This window comes from Agromyces sp. Y782 (assembly GCF_059445405.1).
This window is the reverse complement of record NZ_JCAIUG010000001.1, coordinates 1,724,176-1,743,189: the sequence shown is the minus strand read 5'-3', so window position 1 is coordinate 1,743,189 and position 19,014 is coordinate 1,724,176. Positions and strand designations below refer to the sequence as shown.

General features: G+C 70.0%; 19 protein-coding genes. 10 read left to right on the top strand and 9 right to left on the bottom strand.

Going from position 1 to position 19,014, the window contains the following annotated elements:
• Window position 1: 1 nt before the first annotated feature.
• Together AC1C2S_RS07890 and AC1C2S_RS07885 are read right to left on the bottom strand one after the other, a co-directional pair.
• A complete protein-coding gene (locus AC1C2S_RS07890; protein WP_495351976.1) occupies window positions 2-346 on the bottom strand; it encodes a cupin domain-containing protein in 345 nt (114 codons plus the stop codon).
• 246 nt (window positions 347-592) lie between these two features.
• Window positions 593-1,465, bottom strand: a complete 873-nt coding sequence (locus AC1C2S_RS07885) for a carbohydrate kinase family protein (protein WP_495351975.1) — start codon at window positions 1,463-1,465, stop codon at window positions 593-595.
• A 205-nt stretch (window positions 1,466-1,670) separates the two neighbouring features.
• Between AC1C2S_RS07885 and AC1C2S_RS07880 the strand changes: the two genes are divergently transcribed.
• Together AC1C2S_RS07880 and AC1C2S_RS07875 are read left to right on the top strand one after the other, a co-directional pair.
• Window positions 1,671-2,783: a phospholipase D-like domain-containing protein gene (locus AC1C2S_RS07880; protein WP_495351974.1), complete on the top strand. Its 1,113-nt coding sequence runs from the start codon at window positions 1,671-1,673 to the stop codon at window positions 2,781-2,783.
• Window positions 2,784-2,905: 122 nt separating this feature from the next.
• Window positions 2,906-3,859 (top strand): BadF/BadG/BcrA/BcrD ATPase family protein, encoded by a 954-nt coding sequence (locus tag AC1C2S_RS07875; protein ID WP_495351973.1) that lies wholly within the window; start codon window positions 2,906-2,908, stop codon window positions 3,857-3,859.
• Window positions 3,860-3,977: 118 nt separating this feature from the next.
• On the opposite strand, the gene AC1C2S_RS07870 is transcribed toward AC1C2S_RS07875, so the two are convergent.
• From AC1C2S_RS07870 to AC1C2S_RS07860, 3 genes are all read right to left on the bottom strand, one after another.
• Window positions 3,978-4,442 (bottom strand): SRPBCC family protein, encoded by a 465-nt coding sequence (locus AC1C2S_RS07870; protein ID WP_495351972.1) that lies wholly within the window; start codon window positions 4,440-4,442, stop codon window positions 3,978-3,980.
• Complete coding sequence (locus tag AC1C2S_RS07865; RefSeq protein WP_495351971.1) at window positions 4,439-4,789, bottom strand: ArsR/SmtB family transcription factor; 351 nt, start codon at window positions 4,787-4,789, stop codon at window positions 4,439-4,441. The genes AC1C2S_RS07870 and AC1C2S_RS07865 overlap by 4 nt, the downstream gene beginning before the upstream one ends.
• A gap of 168 nt (window positions 4,790-4,957) precedes the next feature.
• Window positions 4,958-5,815 carry a helix-turn-helix transcriptional regulator gene (locus AC1C2S_RS07860; RefSeq protein ID WP_495351970.1) on the bottom strand — a complete coding sequence of 286 codons (858 nt, stop codon included), beginning with the start codon at window positions 5,813-5,815 and terminating at the stop codon, window positions 4,958-4,960.
• Between the two features lie 86 nt (window positions 5,816-5,901).
• Between AC1C2S_RS07860 and AC1C2S_RS07855 the strand changes: the two genes are divergently transcribed.
• Window positions 5,902-6,687 carry an SDR family NAD(P)-dependent oxidoreductase gene (locus tag AC1C2S_RS07855; RefSeq protein WP_495351969.1) on the top strand — a complete coding sequence of 262 codons (786 nt, stop codon included), beginning with the start codon at window positions 5,902-5,904 and terminating at the stop codon, window positions 6,685-6,687.
• 17 nt (window positions 6,688-6,704) lie between these two features.
• Here AC1C2S_RS07855 and AC1C2S_RS07850 read toward each other — a convergent pair whose 3' ends face one another.
• Complete coding sequence (locus AC1C2S_RS07850) at window positions 6,705-7,502, bottom strand: helix-turn-helix transcriptional regulator (RefSeq protein WP_495351968.1); 798 nt, start codon at window positions 7,500-7,502, stop codon at window positions 6,705-6,707.
• A 48-nt stretch (window positions 7,503-7,550) separates the two neighbouring features.
• Between AC1C2S_RS07850 and AC1C2S_RS07845 the strand changes: the two genes are divergently transcribed.
• The 4 genes from AC1C2S_RS07845 to AC1C2S_RS07830 all read left to right on the top strand — a co-directional run bounded on the left by AC1C2S_RS07845 (window position 7,551) and on the right by AC1C2S_RS07830 (window position 13,677).
• Window positions 7,551-8,090 (top strand): DUF2000 family protein, encoded by a 540-nt coding sequence (locus tag AC1C2S_RS07845; protein WP_495351967.1) that lies wholly within the window; start codon window positions 7,551-7,553, stop codon window positions 8,088-8,090.
• A gap of 98 nt (window positions 8,091-8,188) precedes the next feature.
• The gene (locus AC1C2S_RS07840; RefSeq protein WP_495351966.1) at window positions 8,189-8,404 is read left to right on the top strand and encodes a helix-turn-helix domain-containing protein; all 216 of its coding nucleotides are present in this window, start codon (window positions 8,189-8,191) and stop codon (window positions 8,402-8,404) included.
• Window positions 8,401-9,678 (top strand): HipA domain-containing protein, encoded by a 1,278-nt coding sequence (locus tag AC1C2S_RS07835; protein ID WP_495351965.1) that lies wholly within the window; start codon window positions 8,401-8,403, stop codon window positions 9,676-9,678. Before AC1C2S_RS07840 ends, AC1C2S_RS07835 begins: the two co-directional genes overlap by 4 nt.
• A gap of 42 nt (window positions 9,679-9,720) precedes the next feature.
• On the top strand, window positions 9,721-13,677 hold the full coding sequence (locus AC1C2S_RS07830) for an SCO7613 C-terminal domain-containing membrane protein (RefSeq protein ID WP_495351964.1): 3,957 nt from the start codon (window positions 9,721-9,723) through the stop codon (window positions 13,675-13,677).
• A gap of 130 nt (window positions 13,678-13,807) precedes the next feature.
• Here the strand turns inward: AC1C2S_RS07830 and AC1C2S_RS07825 are convergent, their stop codons facing one another.
• Window positions 13,808-14,113, bottom strand: a complete 306-nt coding sequence (locus AC1C2S_RS07825; RefSeq protein ID WP_495351963.1) for a hypothetical protein — start codon at window positions 14,111-14,113, stop codon at window positions 13,808-13,810.
• Window positions 14,114-14,370: 257 nt separating this feature from the next.
• Between AC1C2S_RS07825 and AC1C2S_RS07820 the strand changes: the two genes are divergently transcribed.
• The gene (locus AC1C2S_RS07820) at window positions 14,371-14,739 is read left to right on the top strand and encodes a hypothetical protein (protein WP_495351962.1); all 369 of its coding nucleotides are present in this window, start codon (window positions 14,371-14,373) and stop codon (window positions 14,737-14,739) included.
• A 1-nt stretch (window position 14,740) separates the two neighbouring features.
• Here AC1C2S_RS07820 and AC1C2S_RS07815 read toward each other — a convergent pair whose 3' ends face one another.
• On the bottom strand, window positions 14,741-16,045 hold the full coding sequence (locus tag AC1C2S_RS07815; protein WP_495351961.1) for a glycosyltransferase family 4 protein: 1,305 nt from the start codon (window positions 16,043-16,045) through the stop codon (window positions 14,741-14,743).
• Window positions 16,046-16,081: 36 nt separating this feature from the next.
• On the opposite strand from AC1C2S_RS07815, the gene AC1C2S_RS07810 reads away from it, so the two are divergent.
• Window positions 16,082-16,678 (top strand): LbetaH domain-containing protein, encoded by a 597-nt coding sequence (locus AC1C2S_RS07810; protein WP_495351960.1) that lies wholly within the window; start codon window positions 16,082-16,084, stop codon window positions 16,676-16,678.
• Window positions 16,679-16,692: 14 nt separating this feature from the next.
• Entirely contained in the window at window positions 16,693-17,841 is a 1,149-nt protein-coding gene (locus AC1C2S_RS07805; RefSeq protein ID WP_495351959.1) for a glycosyltransferase, read from the top strand.
• Here AC1C2S_RS07805 and AC1C2S_RS07800 read toward each other — a convergent pair.
• Complete coding sequence (locus AC1C2S_RS07800) at window positions 17,805-19,010, bottom strand: glycosyltransferase (RefSeq protein ID WP_495351958.1); 1,206 nt, start codon at window positions 19,008-19,010, stop codon at window positions 17,805-17,807. The two genes, AC1C2S_RS07805 and AC1C2S_RS07800, sit on opposite strands and share 37 nt — an antisense overlap.
• Window positions 19,011-19,014 lie beyond the last annotated feature (4 nt).

Here is a 19,014-nt window from a genome sequence, read left to right as displayed (position 1 = left end):
ATCACTCGAGCCACTCGGTGATGAAGGTCGGGCTCGCGTGGATGTGCGTGGAGATGAGCGCCTCGGGACCGATGATCACGAACTTGTGCGGCGTCTGCGCCGGCACGACGAGTACCTGACCGCCGACCGCCTCCAGTTGTTCGTCGCCGACCGTGAACAGCGCGCGCCCGTGCCGGATGACGAAGGTCTCGGTGTACGGATGCAGATGCAGCCGCGGCCCCGACCCGTCTTTCGAGTTGTACGTGAGGATGAGCGACACCTCTGAGCCGATCGACGTTCCCTCGATCGACTCATGCCAATAGACGTCGTCTTCGGCGACGCCACTGCGTTGGTGCTTCAGAACCATCGTGTGCTCCCCACGTTCGACGGACACGGTACACGGGAGCGCGGGTGACCGCACTCGGGCGGCATCCGTTGGTCGAGTAGGCCGCCCGCGGCCGTATCGAGACCTCGCAACGGGTCTCGATACGTTCGCTGGCGCTCACTACTCGACCAGCGGGGTGTGTGGTCCGGGTCTCGATACGTTCGCTGGCGCTCACTACTCGACCAACGGGTGGTGCGCTCGCTACTCGACCAACGGGTGGTGCGCGGGCTACGCGAGCACGCCGTCGAGTACGGGGTGCAGGTGCCGCGTGGTCAGCACCGTCGCGGCATGCCGAGATCCCGCGTCGAGGGCGTCGGCGAGCGAAGCGCCGGCGAGGTGCGCGTCGAGCACTCCGGCCATGAAGGCGTCGCCGGCCCCGTTGGTGTCGAGCACCTCGACCGGCACCGCCGCGACGTCGGTCAGCTGCATCCGCCCGTCTTCGCCGACACTGATCGCGATCGCGCCCTGCGCTCCTAGGGTGCACACGACGACGGATGCCCCGCCGCGCACGCACTCCTCCATGAAGGGCCGTGGGTCGTCGCCGATGCGGTCGGCGTTCATGAAGATCCAGTCGGCGGCCTCGATGAAGGGCCGGTGGAAGTCGGCGCTGCCGTCGTAGTCGTGGATGTCGGTCCAGATCGGGCGACCGGTCGCGCGCGCCGCGTCGATGAGCCCGCGCGAACGCTCGGAGAGGTCGAGCACGATCGCCGGGGCATCCGTCATCGCCTGCGTCAGTTCGACAGTCGACGGCGTACCCGGATCGGCGGGTGCTGAGAGGTAGAGCGAGACGCGCTCGCCGGCGCGCGTCATGAGGTTCAGGTGGCTCTCGGTGCGTTCGGAGGGCAGACTCGCGAGTTCGACGCCGGATGCCTCGAGCGCGCCCTGCACGCGACGGCCCTCGTCGTCGTCGCCGATGAGCGTGTGCAGCAGCACCGACCGACCGAGCCCGGCGAGGCCCAGCGCCTTACCGGCCGAAGTGCCGCCGACGGTCTCGTAGTCGTCGAGCGCGAACTGCATGTGCGGCACGGGCTCGGGGAGGTGCTCGAGGTAGACGATCCGGTTCCAGGCGGCGGGTCCGGAGATGACGATGGGCGCGCTCATGGTTCGCCAGCGTAGCGGTGCGGTGGGTCTCGATACGCTCGCTGGCGCTCGCTACTCGACCAACGGAGTTCCGGGTCGGCGTAGGGGTCTCGATACGCTCGCTGGCGCTCGCTACTCGACCAGCGGAGTTCCGGGTCGGCACTGATGCTCGGGCGGGCGAGCTGGGTCACGCTTGAGTGAGGAACACTCATGAAAGAGGTGCGCCATGCCGGTCACCATCGGCGGTGTCGAGCTGTACATGGGACCGACCGAGGTCGGCGGCCCCGACGATCTCGACCAGGCGGTGCGCGACTTCATCGACGAGGCGAAGCACAGCCTCGCGATCGCCGTGCAGGAGATCGACTCGCGGCCCATCGCCAAGGCGATCCTCGCGGCGAAGCTCCGCGGCGTGCGGGTGCGGGTCATCCTCGAAGGCGACTACCTCACCGAGGAGAAGGCGCTTGAGGATCCGTGGGGTGTCACGGGTGCGCATGAAGAGAATCGCATCATTCAGGGCGCCCTCTTGAAGGCGCGGGTCGACGTCATCAGCGACCTGAATCCGAAGATCTTCCACCAGAAGTTCATCGTGCGCGATTCTGGCAAGCCGACGGCCGCAGTGCTCACTGGCTCGACCAACTTCACCCTCACCGACACCGGTAAGAACGAGGCATCCGGAATCGACGCCGGCCAGAACCTCAACCACGTCGTCGTGCTGCACGGCCAGCACGCCGCGACCGAGTACCTGCGCGAGTTCGAGCGCATGCGCTCCGGCACGTTCGGCGACCTGCACGAGCGCGTCGAACCGAGACCGAAGGAGTTCGACCTGCCCGAGGTGCGGGTCAAACCGCTCTTCGCTCCGCGGCACGGACCCGAGATGGAGATCATGAAGCAGATGCTGAAGGCGCGCGAGAGCATCGACTTCGCGATGTTCACGTTCGCCCAGTCATCCGGCATCGACGACACGATGATCCGCCTGCGGCCGCTCGTCACGCGCATCCGCGGTGTGCTCGACCGCGGCCAGGGCGCGGCGAAGTGGGCGGCGACGAGCGACCTCGGCCGAGGCGACGTCGAGCTCTTCGCCAACAAGCGCAACACGGGGGTGCGCAAGCTCCACCACAAGCTCATGGTCATCGACGAGCGGCTCACCATCGTCGGTAGCTTCAACTACACGGCACCCGCGAACACCCTGAACGACGAGAACATCATCGTGATCGGCGACCTCGAGGAAGAACAGGGCCGCCCAGCGGATGTCGCGCAGCGGGCGCTCGCCCGCTACGCCCTCACCGAGATCGACCGCATCATCGACGACCTCTCGTCGCCGGTGCCCGTCGTGCCCTGAACCGGCGCGCCACGTCGGCCGTGCCCGGACTGATAGCGTCGTCTCCGCGGTACGGGCGGGCTTGTGCTCTCCGGTGCCCGAGGCAAAATCGCTCGCAGTCTGGTCGCCGAGCGTTCCCGCGAATGGAGCAGTACACCGTGAATGCGACGAGCACACTCGCGATCGACGCAGGGCAATCCGGCATCAAGATCCGGCACGCGGATGCCTCGGGGGTCACGGAGTGGTCGGCGCCCGGCATTCGCACCGATCTGCCGCTGCTGCCGCAGCTCGCCCGCATCATCGACCAGGCGCACGAGGCAGGGCGCGTCGCTGAGCGTGTCGGGCTCGGCGTCTCGGGACTCACCGACGACGAGGCCGATGCCGGCTACCTGCTCGCCGCGGCCGCGCCGATCGGTGCGCGCAGCGTGCACCTCGCACATGACTCCATCACCGCCTACCTCGGTGCGCTCGGCGACGAGCCCGGGGCCGTGGTTGCAGCGGGCACCGGCGTCGTGACCCTCGCAGTCGGGGCCACCGACATCGCCCGCGTCGACGGGTGGGGCTATCTCATCGGCGATGCCGGCAGCGGATTCTGGCTCGGCCGAGCCGGGCTCGACGCCGTCATGCGGCACCACGACGGCCGGGGCGACGCGACCGCGCTGACCGACATCGTGCGCGCGGACTTTCCCGACCTCGAGTCGGCCTACATCGAACTGCAGGGCGATCCCGAGCGCGTGCAGCGCGTCGCCTCGTACGCCAGGGCGGTCGCCGAGGCCGCAGCGGCCGGTGACGCCGTCGCCGGGGCGCTCGTCGCGGGCGCAGCACGCGAGCTCGCGGCATCCGCTCTCGCAGGTCTTCGGCGCGTGGGCGGCGCGGATGCCCCGGAGCCGCGCGTGCGCGGAGTCGGCGGGCTCTTCATGGGCGAAGTCCTCGGACGCGACTTCGTCTCGGCCGTGCGTGCGACGCTGCCCGGCGCCGACATCCGGCTCGGTGAGGCGCACCCGCTCGACGGCGCCGCCGCACTCGCCGACGTCGCGTCGACGAGCGCCCTCGCGGCGCACATCGCGCGCGCGGTCTCCCCACCGTTGATCGAGTAGCGAGCGCCAGCGAGCGTATCGAGACCCGTTGCGAGGTCTCGATACGCGTCCTCCTTCGTCGGGCGGTATTCGACCGGCGGGTGGGCCGCAGGCGGCCTACTCGACCAGCGAGGGGTCGTCAGCCGCGGGTGAGGTACGCCTCGATGCGGTCGAAGGCGCCGATCCAGGCCTGCGTCTGGAAGAAGTCGCGCACCTCGGGCGTCGGGAAGCCGGTCTGCTCGACGGTCATGAGCGTGCCGCCGTCGTTCGCCTCGAAGGTGACGACGATGTGCGTCGTCATCGTGTTGCCGTCGGGCTCGCTGCCGGTCGACTCGGTGACGAGCCGGTGCGGGCGATCGATCTCGAGGAACGTCTGCACCTCGCGGAACAGAGTGTCGCGGTTGGGCCCCCAGACGGCGGTCTGCGTGCCGCCGACACGCAGATCGACCTCGATCTCGACGACGCCGGGCTCTTCGTCGAGGATCGAGAACCAGATCTTCTGCTTCTCGGCGTCGGTATAGGCGTCGAAGACATCGTCGGGTGACGCGGGAAGCTGACGCTGGAGCCGGAGCCCGATCGTCTCGTTCGTGTCGGTGTTGCTCATGATTCCGTTCCTTTCGTGAGGGTGAAGTAGGCGTCGAGTCCGTCGAGGCGGCGCGCCCAGAGCTGCTGGTAGAAGGTGATCCACGACATGGCGTCGTCCAATCGCTCGGTGCCGAGGCTGACCTGCCGCACGCGACCGATCTTCTCGGTCGCGACGAGCCCGGCGGTCTCGAGCACGTCGACGTGCTTGCGGATGCCGGTGAGGGTCATGCCGCTCGGTTCGGCGAGCTCGGTGATCGTGGCTGGGCCGGAGCCGAGCCGGGTCAGGATGCCGCGCCGGGTCTCGTCGGCGAGGGCCGCGAATGCCCGGTCGAGACTTACCGGGGTGGGGGCTTGTTGCTGAACCATGTGGTTCAGTGTATGACACTGAACCGAAAAGTTCAATGTTCCCGTTCGTCGAGGAGCAGTACGGGAAGCACGGTTCCCGGTCGGACGAAGGTCATCGCAGTGGGCACTCGCGAAACAGAGCGCTTCAGCCTCGGGGTGGGAGGCCAGGGCCGGCGGTATTCGGATCGATCAGCGCGTCTCGCCGGCGTCGATGTTCTGGGTACCGATGACGTTGAGGAGAGCGAGATTCTCAGCGTCGCGGGAACCTTGCGGTGCGCTGTAGAGCACGAGGTGCTGGTCGCGGTCGGTCAGCAAGAGGGAGTCGCAGTCGACGGTGATCTCTCCGACGGCCGTGTTCCGGAAGGTCTTCCTGAACGTCGGTGCCGCCTGTACGTCATGCTGCTCCCAGAGCCGGGCGAATTCGGGGCTGCCGTTGCGGAGCTCCTCGACGAGGCCGGTCACGGCGAGGTCCGACGGGTATCGGCCGGTGGTCGCTCGAAGCTCCATGACGGCGTTCCGCCGGAATTCGGCGCCGTCGGAGATTCCATAGAGCGCGACGTCGGGGCGTCGAGTTCCGAGGAACGCCTTTCGCGCGAGATTGCGGTCTTCGGGGGCGAGGCTGCTGAAGTCCTCCATGAGCGTGACCGCGAGATCGTTCCATGCGAGAACCTCGAACGCTGCGGATGTCACGATCGCAGCCGTCAGCGGGAGCCGCTCGAGAAGCGCCAGGATGCTCGGGCGGACATCTCGCCGGTGCAGGCCCACCCGGGAGGGCGCGGTGCCCGCGAGGATGTGGAGGTGGTCGGACTCGGCGTCGGTGAGTCCGAGCGCGCCGGCGATGCCCGCGAGGACCTCGCCCGATGGGCGCGGCGCCCTGCCCTGCTCGAGGCGGACGTAGTACTCGGTGGAGATGTGCGCGAGCACCGCGATCTCTTCACGTCGAAGCCCGGGCGTCCTTCGCCGCGGCCCCGAAGGGAGGCCGACGTCTTCTGGCCGGAGCCGCTCACGTCTGCTGCGGAGAAACGCGCCGAGCTCTTGCTTGTCCATGTCCCCATTCTGCGCGCTCGAGCGTCGCGGACCCTGGTACCGTCTGTACCTGAATCCGGGCTCCGGTTCGAGGTGACACTGTCGATATGACGAACAGCATCGACACCACCCCGATCGGCCTGCTCACCGGCAAGGTCGTCTTCATCACCGGCGCCAGCCGCGGCATCGGCGCCGCTTCGGCCCGGCTCTTCGCCGCCGAGGGCGCCGCCGTCGTGCTCGCCGCTCGCGGCACGGATGCCCTCGACCGCATCGTCAGCGAGATCCGCTCCGACGGAGGCGTCGCAGACGCCGTCGCGCTCGACCTCGCCGACCCTGGAAGCATCCGCGCAGCCCTCGAGCGCGTCGACGAACTGCACGGCCGGCTCGACGGCGCCTTCAACAACGGCGCGGCCATTCAGCGCCGGCCGGGCCCGCTCGACACCACGAGCGATGACGATATCGACGAGCAGTTCGCCGTGAACTTCCGCTCGCACTGGACCGCCATGACCGCCGAGGCCGCGCTCATGCGTCGCAACGGCGGTGGGGCGATCGTCAACACCTCGAGCATCGGCAGCCGTCGTGCGAACGCCGCCCTCCCCGCGTACGGCGCCATGAAGCGTGCGCTCAACAGCATCACCGAGTCTGCCGCGGTGAGCTGGGCAGGCGAGGGAATCCGGGTGAACGGCATCACTCCAGGTGGCACGGCCACGGACATGATCGATGCGTGGGAGGCGGCGACCCCCGGCATCGTCGAGCGGATCACGGCAACCATCCCGCTCGGCCGGATGGCCGAACCTCGAGAGATCGCGGAGGCTGCCGCGTGGCTGCTCAGCGACCGGGCTTCGATGGTGACGGGCGCGATCGTGCCGGTCGACGGCGGTGCCGGCGCCTAGAAATCAGCGCCGAGAAATCAGCGTCGCGCCGGCCGGGGCTCCGCCGCGAAGGCGCCGGGGGTCGTGCCGAGGATCCGACGGAAGTGGCGGGTGAGGTGGGCTTGATCGTGGAAGCCGGCGTGCACCGCGGCGTCGGCGGGCGGATGGCCGTCGAGCAGGAGCCGACGTGCTCGGTCGACCCGGCGCCCGGTCACGTAGCGGTGCGGCGCGATGCCGTAGGTTCCGGAGAAGACGCGCACCAGATGACTCGGATGCGCACCGAGCAGCCGAGCGGCCTCGGCGATCGTGAACGTCTCGAGAAGACGGTCGTCGAGCAGTTCGCGCAGGCGCCGCGCCAAGGGCGCGTCTCGAACGGGCCGCAACGGGGAGCCGAGGTGGGCGAGCACCTGCTGCTGCAAGAACAGCACCGAGTGCTCGGCGGCCATGACGTCCGCGGGGGAGCGGAGCGCCGCGTGGAGACGCCGAACGGCTGCGATCGAGTCGGGAGCGACGAGGGTGGGGCGTGTCGCCGCGGCATCCGCTGCACTCGCAGGCAGCCACTGGGATTCGAGGTACACCACACGCTTGCGGAACCCCTTGCCGTCGATCGCCGAGCGCCCGTCGTGCGGCACGCCCGGAGGAAGGAGCGTGATCGACGCAGGCGTCGCGTGATGGGCTGCACGGTCGAGGTCGTAGGCGACGGCACCGTCGTCGATCAGGAGCACGGTCCAGTCGTCGTGCGTGTGCGCCGGGTAGGCATGGTGCTCGAACGTCGCGTGCAGTACCTCCCGCACCGACGGCACCGCGGGGTGCCACGCGCGCACCGAGTCGACCATGCAAGAAACGTACAAGACCACGCTGTGCGCGTCGCGAAGACTGGGAGCATGCCCACCATTGCGGATGCCTCGCCTCTTGCGGATGCCTCGCCCGAACCCGCCGCTCCGCCCCGCTTCGACACGAAGGTCGTGGTCGTGCTGCGCGACGACCTGGAACCGTGGCAGGAGCTGAACGTGACCGCGTTTCTGATGAGCGGAATCGCAACCAGCGGCCCCGACCTCACCGGGGCGCCGTATCGCGATCGCGACGGCACCGAGTACCTGCCGATGCTGCGACAGCCCGTGCTCGTGATGACGGCCACTGCCGAACTGCTGCTGGCGGCCCGGTCGAAGGCATCCGCTCGCGGGGTGTCGCTCGCGGTGTACACCCGGGAGCTCTTCTCGACCGGGCACGACGATGCCAACCGCGCTGCCGTCGCCGCGGTCGCCGCCGACGACCTCGATCTCGTCGGCATCGGCCTGCGCGGGCCGCGCAACGTCGTCGACCGCATCGTCAAGGGCGCTCGACTGCACGATGAGAAGCGAGGCGAAAGACAAGATTCTTCGTGTGCTTCTGGGCTCCGTCACATTCGCATCAATGTGGCGTAGAACGCACTTCTGATCTTGTGCGCGATCGTGCACTTCCGTTTCTGTGCGCGATCGAGCACACTTGGTGTTGTGCGCGAACGCGCACCAAGGAGGCCGCGATGCGAATCAGATCCGTACGTGAACTCGGTGGCGCTGTGCGAACCCGTCGTGAGGCGCTGGATTGGTCGCAACAAGCCCTCGCCGAGCGCGCTGGCGTCACCCGCGAGTGGGTGGTTCGTTTCGAAGGCGGCAAGCCCAGCGTTCGGTTGGATCGCGTCTTCGACGTGCTCGGCGTGCTCGAGCTTTCGGTCGACCTTCAAGAGAACGAACGATGAGCATGCGATCGTTGAACGTCTTCCTCGACGGCACGTACATCGGTGAACTGCAACAGACCACGGCAGGGGCCGTCACCTTCACCTATGACGAGTCGTACCGGGCTCGCCTCGACGCGACACCGCTGTCGATGTCGATGCCGGTTTCGCGCGCGACGCACCCGTCGCGCGCAGTACTTCCATTCCTCCAGGGACTGCTCCCCGACAGCGCGGGGCGGCTCGATGAGCTGGCGCGCGAATTCCACACCTCGGCAGCAAATCCGTTCGGGCTACTGACGTACGTCGGCCGCGACGTCGCCGGTGCCGTGCAGATCCTTCCAGAGGGCAGCGAGTCGACCGATGCATCCGGTCATCGAACGGCAATCGACCCACTCTCTGAAGACGAAGTCGCCGAGGTCATCGCCGACCTCGTCGCCCACGCCGACACATGGGGCTCTCGCGACGCGACCGGGCGCTGGAGTCTGCCCGGTGCCCAACCGAAGACGGCACTCTTTCGATCTGCCGATGGAAGCTGGGGTGTGCCGGCCGATGCGACGCCGACGACCCATATCCTCAAGCCCGCGGTCGCACCGTTCATCGAACACGATGTGAACGAGTACGTCACGATGAGGGCGGCGGCGCAACTCGGTCTCGACGTCGCCGACGCCGAGCTCTACACGACAACCCGCGGCGATCGGGTCTTCGTGTCTGCACGCTATGACCGTGCGGTCGAGCGCGGCATCTGGGTCCGTCACCACCAAGAAGACTTCTGCCAGGCGCTCTCGGTGAGCCCGGCTCGCAAGTACCAAGCCGACGGTGGCCCGGGCTTCGCGCAGATGGCACAGCTCATCGACACCTTTCCCGACCTCGAGCAGCGACGTAACAGCCAGCGCCAGCTCTTCGACGCGATGGTGTTCAATGTCTCCGCTGCCAACACCGACGCGCATGCCAAGAACTACTCCATCCTGCTGCGGGCGGAGACCGCGACGCTCGCCCCGCTCTACGACCTCGGAACGCACCTCGCCTATCCGTCGTCTCGCCCGCTGGCTTCGGCAATGACGGTCGGCGACGAATATCGTCTCGACGCGATCGGCATTCGCAATTTCGTGGGCATCGCACGCAAGCTCCGCATTCCGGCGGACGAGGCCGAGACGCGCGCCCGAGACATTCGCGCAGGACTCGCGGAGGCATACGCGACGGCGGCGTCGACGATCGGGTCCCCGAGCGAGCGCGCTGTCGGCGAGCGCATCGCGTCAGCCGTCGCTCGGCACACGGAAACCCGCGGGTGGATCAACTGAAGACGCGGGCGCATCTGCATCCGGCGTGAATAGACTTCGCCAATGGTGAGCGCATGGAATGAGCAGGCGGCCCGTTATCTGCTCGCCTCGACGATCTGTCCACGGTGCGACGAAGAGCTGCGAGACAGCCCGATCTGCCCGTCGTGCAAGGCCGACCTCCGCGGTGCCGAAGGTGCGCAGCTGTGGGCTGCTTCGCAACGCGCCGCCGATGCGGTGCTCGAGCGGCAGCGACTCATCGCGGCGTTGCCGACCGCCTCGCCGGTCGTGGCCGCGCAGGTGCGAGCGAGCGCCAGGGGAGCCCGGGTGCCGGTCGGCCCGCGCCTCTCGGCACCGACGGCCGTGCAGAGCGTGGCCGCGGCATCCGATGCCCCGAATGCGATCGGCGCGACCAGCGCGACCGAGACCGCACTGCCGCGAGTGGATGTCGCGGCGCCGGCCTCGACCTCGCAGCTGAGCGTGCAATCCGTGCTCGCCGTGGCCGGGGCGGGCCTTTTCGCGGTCGCCGCGATCGTCTTCACCTTCCTGAACCCCGACGTCGGATTCGCGATGCGCACCACGGTCATCGCCGTCGTGACCGCGCTCTTCCTCGCGGGGGCCTGGATGCTCCGCCGGCGGGGCGTGCAGTTCTCGGCCGAGGCGATCGGCGCGCTCGGCATGGTCTTTCTCGCCCTCGACGTGTGGGCGTTCTCAGAGCTCGCACCCGCCGCCGTCAGCGCATGGGCGTTCGCCGGGCTCGGCACCTTCATCGCGGCGGCCGCGATGCTCGTGATCGCGTGGCGCGCGCGCATCCGCAGTTGGTGGTGGACCGCCCTCCTCGGGCTCGCGGTCGTTCCGGCCTTCCTCGGCTACGCCGTCGGCGGGTGGGGCACGGCTTGGGGGCACGTCGGCGTGGTCGCAGTGGCGCTGGGGGCGCAGTGGCTCGTGCAGCTCGCGGCGCCCCGCTTCGGCAGCGCACTGCACGCCGACCGGGTGACCCTCACAGTCGTGCAACTGCTCGCAAGCGTGGTGGTGCTCGCGCAACTCGTGTTCCTGCCCGCCGCGACTCCGCAGTCGGGCGTCATCGGTCGCGTGGCGCTGCTCGCGGCGCTCGCGGTGCTCGCCGCCGTCGCGACACGGAACGGCATGCCGCGATTCTGGAGCTTCGCCGCGGGCGCACTCGGCACGGCCGCGCTCGTCATGCTGCCGCTCGCCCCGCAGAACCTGCAGGCGGTCTGGCTCACGACGCTCATGCCGCTCGCGGGTGCGCTCGCCGTCGCGGCATCCGGACTCGTCTGGCTCGTGGTCCGCGGCGGCACAGTGCGAGCTCGCTCCCTGCAGGCCGGCACGCTGACCATCGGGCTCGGTGCCGCGCTGCCCGCCGGATCGGTGGCGCTGACCACGTTCGGCTCGGTCGCGCTGGCGTTCGTCGGTACCGGCCTCGCGCCGCTCCGAGGAGCGAGCAGCGAGCGCGGTGAGGCGGTCGTCGCCGACTTCGGGCTGCCCGCCGACGCCGTGCTCGCAGGTGTGCTCGGACTCCTCGTCGCCGCGCTCGGGGTCGCCGCGCTCGCCGGTGCGACCCGACGTTCCGAGCCGCCGGAGCTCCGTGCTGGATTCCCCGTCGGCATGCTCGTTCTTTCCTTGTGGATCGGTGCAGTCGGCACCGCGGCCTTCGTTGGATGGCCGGCACTCCCGCCGCTCGCGGGAGCCGGCGTCGGCATCGCGATCGCAGTGCTCGCCTCGGCCGCGGTGCTCCTGCCCGTGTCGAGGTTCACCGGTGCGCGCCCGAGCGTGCGCGCGCCGTTCATCGCACTCGCCCACGTCGCCCTGATCGGCTCGGCGTTCATCAGCTGGATCGAGCCGGCCATCACGGTGCCGGTCGGCGTCGTCATCGTGGCGGCGATCGTCGTCGTCGCGCGCCCGCTGCCTACCGGCGTGCGGGTGGTGCACGTCGCGGCAGCGTACGCGTATGCGCTCGTGATCTTCGCGACGGCACTCGATCGCCTCGGGGTCGTGACGATCGCCGTGCTCTGCCTGACGACGACGGCCGCCGCGCTCTGCGCGCTCGCCGCGACGCTCGTGCGCCGCGTCGACGCCCGTTCCTGGTACGCGATCCTCGTCGTGACCGCCGTGCCGTTCCTCATCGGGGTCGCCACCGTGTTGCAGGAGCCGAACGGTTGGACGGCACTCTCGACGGGCGTGACCTTCCTGCTCGCCCTCGCGCTCGTGCTCACCCGGCGCCCCGGCCTGAACCGCCTCGTGCGTTCCGCTGCAGCGACGATCCTCGTGCCCTCGCTCGCGGTGGTCGCAGTCTGCCTCGGCTCGGAGTTCCTCGACGTCAGCGGTTCCCCGGTCGTGCTGCCGGTCATCGCGGCGATCGTCGCGCTCGTGCTGCCGGCGACGAAGGGCGTCGAGGCGGTGCTCGTCGGCCGTGGCCAAGACGCCGGCACCGCGGCATCCGTGCGCCTGTGGATCGAGATCTCCTCCCTCGTGACCGCGGCGATCGCGGTGCTGCTCGCGCTCGTGCGCGACGCCGCCGGACTCGGCACGGCGATGGCCGTGCTCGTCGTGCTCGGCCTCGGCTTCGCGGCGACGCGCATCGTCGCAGGCCGACGGTATGGCTGGTGGCTCGCCGCGGCGAGTTGGACCGGCGCGCTCTGGTGCGTGTGGGCGATGCTCGGCGTCGACGTGATCGAGCCGTACACGCTGCCTCCCGCCCTCGCCGCGGTGATCGTCGGAGCGCTGCTCGTGGCACGCGGCCGCCGCGGTGCGGCGTTGTTCGCGACCGGCCTCGCCTGCGCGCTCGTGCCGTCGCTCGTGCTGCTCGCCGCGTGGGGTTCGGCCGAAGAGGCGTTCGCGTGGCGCACGGCGGCGCTGCTCGCGGCATCCGTCGTGCTGCTCGCCGTCGGCGTGGTGCTTTCTCGTGTCGCAGAGACGTCAGGGCTGCGGATGCTCCGTGCCCCGGTCTTCGCGGGCGCGCTGGTTGCGGCGGCCGCCGCTCCGATCCAGGCCATGCGCTGGGGTCTCGTGCGTGACGTGCTCGTCGGCGCCGACCCCCGCCTCGTCATGGTGCCCGTGCTCGTGTTGACGCTCGGTGGCGTGCTGCTCGCGGTCGTCTCGGTGTGGCTGCTGCGCGGCGCGGCGGAGCGGGCGGCGGCGTCGGCGGGTGCCGGGGGTGCCGTGGGTGGCGTGGGTACCGTGGGTGCCGTGGGTGCCGCGGGCTCCGTGGGTACCGCGGGTGCCGCGGGCTCCGCGTCTTCAGGGGCTTCCGCGGCGACCGCCGCCGCGGCGAGGCTCGACCAGTGGCTGCTGCGCACGAGGTGGCTCTTCGCTCCCGCCCTGGTCTTCCTCGTTGCCGGGCCGATCACGGCGATCCGACGCGAATGGTTCGCGATCTGGACGCTCTGGGTGCTCATGGCGCTGGTCCTCGCCCTCGCGCTCATCACGATCGCGCTTGCGAGGAGGGCTCGACCGGTGCTGCCGCCGTTCTGGTTCACGTATGTGCTCGCGTGGGTGACCGGGGTCCAGGGCTGGAGCGAACGCGATCTGCGGGTCGAGGTGTTCTCGCTGCCGCTCGGGCTCGCCGTGCTTGCGGCCGGCATCATCGCGATGCGGCCGGCCGCTGCGCCGGTGCATCCGTCGCTCAATTCGTGGCCGATCGGATTCCGCGGCAGCTGGCGCCTGCTCGCGCCCGGCATCGTGCTGACGTTCCTGCCGTCGGTGCTCGCGACCGGCACCGACCCGCAGCTGTACCGGCCGATCCTCGTGATCGCGCTCGCGCTCGTCGCCATCCTCGTCGGTTCGTCGCGCAAGCTCGCGGCGCCGTTCCTGCTCGGGCTCGCGGTGCTGCCGATCGAGAACATCGTGGTGTTCTCAGCTCAGGTCGACCGCGCCGTCGGCGCGATGCCGTGGTGGATCACGCTCGCAACGGCGGGTGCGGTGCTGCTCGCGATCGCCGTCGGATCGGAGCGACGCACCAATCAGGGCGGCGGCGTCGCGGCGCGGTTGCGCGAGCTCGAGTAGGCGTCGCGGCCGGAACTCACGCTGCGGCGCGGAACTCACGCTGCGGCGCAGAACTCACGCTGCGGCGCGGAACTCACGCTGCGGCGCGGAACTCACGCTGCGGCGCAGAACTCACGCTGCGGCGCGGAACTCACGCTGCCCCACGCGCCGCCACGACCCTTTGCGGAGTGACGGCGATTCGGACGGGTCGTGACGCGGCGAAAGGTCGTGGCGGCGGGCGGCGTGGCGGCGGGCGGCGGGCAGCCTCGAAATTGCAGAGGTACGTGAGCGTGAACCCGCTGAGCTCGACGACGTTGACGCCGATGCCGAGGTTCTGGGCGATCTGGCGGGAGGCGCGGAAGATCTGCGACCCGTTGAGGGCGATGGTGCCGAGCGACACCGCTGCGGGCCCGGGTCGGTAGCGGCCCGGGCGACCGTCCTGGATGACGAACTTCATGCGGTCGAGGGCCGACATCATGCGGGAGACGGAGGACTGGCCGAGCCCAATGAGTGCACACAGAGCTCCGAGACGCGAAGCTCGCCGGGCGCTGCTCGGCACGACGCGGTTCCCCGCGGGCACCGCGGGGCGGGCACCGCGGGGCGGTCACGCTCACGAACGGCGCCGCCGGCTGTCTGCGCACCAACGCGGTGACGTTCGTGCCCGCGACCGGCTGAACCCGGCACGGAGCCCGCCGTTGTCGATAGCGTCAGCACATGCTCTTCGTCGCTGCCGCCCTGATGACGGTGCTCGGCATCGCCCACTCGATCCTCGGCGAGGTGTACATTGTCGGCCCGCTGTACCGGCAGGCCGAGCTTCCGAAGCTTCGCGGTGTCGAGTTCCCGCTCGGCACGATCCGTTTCGCGTGGCACGTGACGTCGATGCTCGCGGCCGGCGTCGCCGTCGTGCTCCTGCTCTTCGCGATCGGCACGACGGCGTCCGTCGTCGTCGCCGCGATCGGCTGGACCCTGCTCGCGTGCAGCCTGTTGCCGCTGGTCTACAGCCGCGGGCGGCATCCGTCGTGGATCGTCTTCATCGCCGCAGGGGCGCTCTGCCTGCTGTGGGTGGCAGGGCCCTTCGCGTAGTTCAGCCGGCCGCCGGCCGGCTCGGGGTGCTGGCGAGGCCTCGCGCCGGGGCCGATGCCGGATCCGCGCCGGCCTTCACCACGGCGATGCGCTCGATGAGTGCTGCGAAGGCATCGAGCGAGCCGGCCTGATCGAGCGACTGCTCGCGGTAGGCCCTCCCCGACGACCCGAGCCGCGCGGCCAGCGCCGGGTCGCCGCGGAGGACGAGCACGGCGTCGATCAGTGCCTGAGGATCACCGGGATCGACGCGAAGACCCGCGCCCGATCGCCCGATCTCCTGCGCGGTGATGCTGCCCGAATCGGTGGCGGCGACGATCGGCCGCCCGGCTGCGAAGTACGTGGTCAGTTTGCTCGGCACGGACATCTCGAGGAGTCCGGGCCGCTCGTTGACCAGCAGGACGTCGGCGGCGGCGAGCAGCTCCACGAACTCGTCACCGGGGAGCGGGTCGATCAGGTCGAGATTGTCCACCCCGTGTGCGAGCTCACGCACCCGTGGCGCCTGGTTGCCGTCGCCGACGATGACGAACCGCAGGCGCCCGCCTTGATGCCCGGCTTCCCTCGCCGCCGACACGACGTGCTCGAGTGCCTGCTTCGCCCCGATGCTGCCCGCATGGACGACGACGGTCTCGTCGTCGCTCCAGCCGTGGAGTGCGCGGGCGGCGCCGCGATCGACGGGCGCCCGCACTTCGACGTGGGTCCAGTTTTTGATGACCTCGATTCGGTCGGCCGGCACGCGCAACCCCGTCGTGAGGGGTCCGCGGAAGCGGGAATGGATCGCGACGACCGCGTCCGCCCCCCGCATCGTCGTCGACTCGACCTGCTCGACGAGTCGCAGTCCGAGGCCGCGCCCGCCGGTCTCCGCCACGCCGCGAGCGTAGAGGTCCTGCACCCACACCAGGTTCCGAGGCCGGCGCGGCGTCAGGGCCAAGCGGATGCGGATCAGCCAGGTGGCGAAGAGCGCGGGCGAGACCGTCACCACCACGTCGGGCCGACCCCAAGGGGAGCAGACCACTCTCAGCCCGAAGCTGAGCTCCGAGGCGATGCGCTGCAGGTGGGTCGGCCTCCTCGGGATGAAGTGCCGGAGTCGTGTGACCTCGACGCCGGCCACGACCCCGCTCGTTCGCCAGCGACCGTACCCGTCCATGATCCGCCACGCGGGATAGTGCGGATGGGTCGTCAAGACCCGGACCCGATGGCCTCGCCGAACGAGGTCCTCGCCGAGGGCGGTCGTGTACGGTGCGATCCCAGTGGGCTCGGGTGCATAGTTGAGTCCTAGGATTGCAACGCGAAGCGGACGCCGGTGCATATGGCAGACCATAACCCCGACGAGGGGAGGAATCGGATGAGCGAGAGCGAATCGCCCCCGAACTGGGTACCCGTGTTGCCGCTCGCGAGGGCACCGGGTGAACGCACGGCCTGGGACCGGCCCCTCTGGTTCGTCGCCGCGTGGGGCGTCGCCGAGCTGTTGTTCGTCACGAACGCCTGGCAGGTCAGTTCTCGGCTGCGCATCGCAGTCCTTCGCGCGTTCGGCGCGCAGATCGGCCGGGGGGTCACCTTCCGCCCGCGAACCCGCGTGCGGTTTCCATGGAAGCTCAGCATCGGGGACGACTCCTGGATCGGTGAGGGCGTCTGGTTCCACAACCAGGACCGTATCGAGGTCGGTCACGACGTCGTGATCTCCCAGGAGACGATGCTGACGACCGGGAGCCACGCCCATCGGCGGGACATGGCCCTGATCACCAGACCGATCGCGATCGAGCCGGGTGCGTGGATCTCGTCCCGCTGCGTGGTCACCGGCGGGGTCACCGTCGGCAGATCCGCGCTGATCGGTCCGCTCACGCTCGTCGACGCGGATGTCCCGGCCAACGTCGTGCGGCGGGGCTCCGGGCCGGACTCGGTCAGGTTCCCGGAGGCCGAAGGCTCGGACCTCGGCCGGTGAGGATCCTCCATGTCGTGGCGCTCGCATCGCCCGACGGCGCGTACGGCGGCCCGTTGCGCGTCGCCGTCAACCAGGTCCGCGCACTGCGCGCTGCCGGCCACGATGCGATCCTTGTCGCCGGGCAGTCGGGCTACGGCTCGGACGCACCCGACTCGATCGACGGCGCGCCCGTGAAGCTGTTCCGGGCACGGCACGTGCTCGGCCTGCCCGGATTCGGCTCGCTCGCCTCACCGTCGTTGACCCGTTGGCTTCGCACGGTCGCGCCGCGCGCAGACGCCATCCACGTGCACCTCGCGCGCGACCTGCTGACCGCGCCGGCGGCGCTCGTGGCGAGGACCTCTGGCGTGCCCTATGTCGTGCAGACCCACGGCATGATGCTCCCGCCGAGGAACGTGGCGCAGCGTGCGTTCGACGCCGTGGTCCTCCGTCGCGCGATGTCGGGTGCGCGAACCGCCTATGCGCTGAACGAGGGAGAGGCCGCCGCTCTCCGCCGCACAGGGACTGGCGGCACGAGCATCACGTTGCTCGAGAACGGGATCGAGCTGCCACCGCTGTCGGCTCCGCCGTCCGCACCGTCCGCACCAGCCGGAGATGCGGCGGGTCCGGAGGGGCTGTTCCTCGGGCGGCTGCACCCTCGCAAGCGTCCCCTCGCCTTCGCTGAGGCGGCGATCTCGATCGCCGCGAGACATCCGCATGCCCGGTTCGCGATCGTCGGACCGGATGAGGGTGAGCGCGCCGTAGTGGCGGACGCGATCCGCTCGGCGCCGAGCGACGTCGCGGCCCGCGTCCGGCTCGAGGGGGCGCTCGCCCTCAACCGCACGGCGGATCGGATCTCGCGTGCCGACTACTTCGTACTGCCCTCGGTGGATGAACCGTTCGGGATGTCCGCCCTCGAGGCGATGTCGTTGGGGAAGCCGGTGATCGTGACCGACAGCTGCGGGCTGGCGCCCGCAGTGCGGGACGGTGTGGCGGGCATCGTGGTCGACTCGAACCCGGAGTCACTGGAAGCCGCGATGGAGCGACTGCTGCTCGACGCCGACGGGCGACGGGCGCTCGGCGCGAGTGCTCGCCGACTCGTCGCCGAACGGTTCTCGATCGAGCGAGTGGTCGAGCAGCTGGTCGCGGACTACTCGGATGCCACGAGGGGGGCCTCGGCCGGGTAGCCCCCGCGGGACTCGCCCGCGCGGCGCGCGGGGTGCGTTCCGAACGCGTGCCGGCACCCCTCGAGAATGCGCTGTGCCGCGCGCTCGGGCGTGAACGGCGCCACCTCGGCCTGGCAGCGGCGAGCCACCTCCGCGACCTCGCGAGGATCGTCGAGGACGTCGACCAGTTTCGCCGCGAGATCGACCGCGTCCCCGGCACGGAAGGCGTAGCCGCTTTCGCCGTCGACGACCAGCTCCGGCACGCACCCGCATCGGTCGCTCACGACCACGGGGCAACCGTAGTGGAGCGCCTCGTTCACGACGAGGCCCCACGGTTCACTCAGGCTCGGCAGAACGAGGACCGAGGCCCGGGCATACGCGGCGGCGAGATCCGCTGCGGCGAGTGCGCCGGTGAATCGGGTCGCGCCGCCGATGCCCAGACCCGCCGCGATCGCCTCGAGCACCGAGCGTTCGGGGCCCGATCCCACGACCGTCAGGTGCGCGTCCGGGCGTGCCGAGGCGATCGTCGCGAAGGCCTCGAGCAAGGTCGGGAGCGACTTCTCCGGCGCCAGGCGGCCGACGTAGAGGATCTCGGGGCCGGCCGCGACGCGGCGTGCATGCGTCCTGGCATCGCGGGCGCCGGCGACGGTATACGCGTCGGGCAGGGCCGCGGCCTGGCAGGGCTCGAACACGTCGCCGATGTCAGCGCCGTAGTGCACGAGCAACTCCGACGATCGCGAGCCGTACGCCAGGAAGGCATCGCACCAGCGGAAGAACAGGCGCTTCATCGGCCCCTTCAGGCGCGACTGCCGACGGTCGAGCAGCGTCGAGTCGCAGAACACCGCACGTCGCTTACGCGACATCACTGCAGCAGCGAGCATCGCCCAGTGTTCGGGCCGGTCGTAGCCCGCGATGGCGACGACGTCGGCGTCGGAGCGGTAGACGCGAGCGAAGAGGGTCCGCATGAGTCTGCCCCTCGGGATGGTGTCGTAGGCGCCCGGGAAGAGCACGTCGTGCGGGTAGCGGTGGTACGACAGATCCACGTCGCCGAGGCCCGCGCGATCGGAGTCCGTGTCGGCGATCTGGACGACACGGATCTCGTCGCCGTCGTCGGCGATCCGGTGCAGGGCGGAGAACACCCGTGCCTTGTACCGCGACCAGCGGATCGAGTGGTAGACGTCGACCTTCATCGGC

Bases quoted from the DNA above. Each gene is read 5' to 3' on its own strand.
- AC1C2S_RS07890 (WP_495351976.1), bottom strand. From the start codon at position 346: ATGGTTCTGAAGCACCAACGCAGTGGCGTCGCCGAAGACGACGTCTAT.
- AC1C2S_RS07885 (WP_495351975.1), bottom strand. From the start codon at position 1,465: ATGAGCGCGCCCATCGTCATCTCCGGACCCGCCGCCTGGAACCGGATC.
- AC1C2S_RS07880 (WP_495351974.1), top strand. From the start codon at position 1,671: ATGCCGGTCACCATCGGCGGTGTCGAGCTGTACATGGGACCGACCGAG.
- AC1C2S_RS07875 (WP_495351973.1), top strand. From the start codon at position 2,906: ATGGAGCAGTACACCGTGAATGCGACGAGCACACTCGCGATCGACGCA.
- AC1C2S_RS07870 (WP_495351972.1), bottom strand. From the start codon at position 4,442: ATGAGCAACACCGACACGAACGAGACGATCGGGCTCCGGCTCCAGCGT.
- AC1C2S_RS07865 (WP_495351971.1), bottom strand. From the start codon at position 4,789: ATGGTTCAGCAACAAGCCCCCACCCCGGTAAGTCTCGACCGGGCATTC.
- AC1C2S_RS07860 (WP_495351970.1), bottom strand. From the start codon at position 5,815: ATGGACAAGCAAGAGCTCGGCGCGTTTCTCCGCAGCAGACGTGAGCGG.
- AC1C2S_RS07855 (WP_495351969.1), top strand. From the start codon at position 5,902: ATGACGAACAGCATCGACACCACCCCGATCGGCCTGCTCACCGGCAAG.
- AC1C2S_RS07850 (WP_495351968.1), bottom strand. From the start codon at position 7,502: ATGGTCGACTCGGTGCGCGCGTGGCACCCCGCGGTGCCGTCGGTGCGG.
- AC1C2S_RS07845 (WP_495351967.1), top strand. From the start codon at position 7,551: ATGCCCACCATTGCGGATGCCTCGCCTCTTGCGGATGCCTCGCCCGAA.
- AC1C2S_RS07840 (WP_495351966.1), top strand. From the start codon at position 8,189: ATGCGAATCAGATCCGTACGTGAACTCGGTGGCGCTGTGCGAACCCGT.
- AC1C2S_RS07835 (WP_495351965.1), top strand. From the start codon at position 8,401: ATGAGCATGCGATCGTTGAACGTCTTCCTCGACGGCACGTACATCGGT.
- AC1C2S_RS07830 (WP_495351964.1), top strand. From the start codon at position 9,721: ATGGTGAGCGCATGGAATGAGCAGGCGGCCCGTTATCTGCTCGCCTCG.
- AC1C2S_RS07825 (WP_495351963.1), bottom strand. From the start codon at position 14,113: ATGAAGTTCGTCATCCAGGACGGTCGCCCGGGCCGCTACCGACCCGGG.
- AC1C2S_RS07820 (WP_495351962.1), top strand. From the start codon at position 14,371: ATGCTCTTCGTCGCTGCCGCCCTGATGACGGTGCTCGGCATCGCCCAC.
- AC1C2S_RS07815 (WP_495351961.1), bottom strand. From the start codon at position 16,045: ATGCACCGGCGTCCGCTTCGCGTTGCAATCCTAGGACTCAACTATGCA.
- AC1C2S_RS07810 (WP_495351960.1), top strand. From the start codon at position 16,082: ATGAGCGAGAGCGAATCGCCCCCGAACTGGGTACCCGTGTTGCCGCTC.
- AC1C2S_RS07800 (WP_495351958.1), bottom strand. From the start codon at position 19,010: ATGAAGGTCGACGTCTACCACTCGATCCGCTGGTCGCGGTACAAGGCA.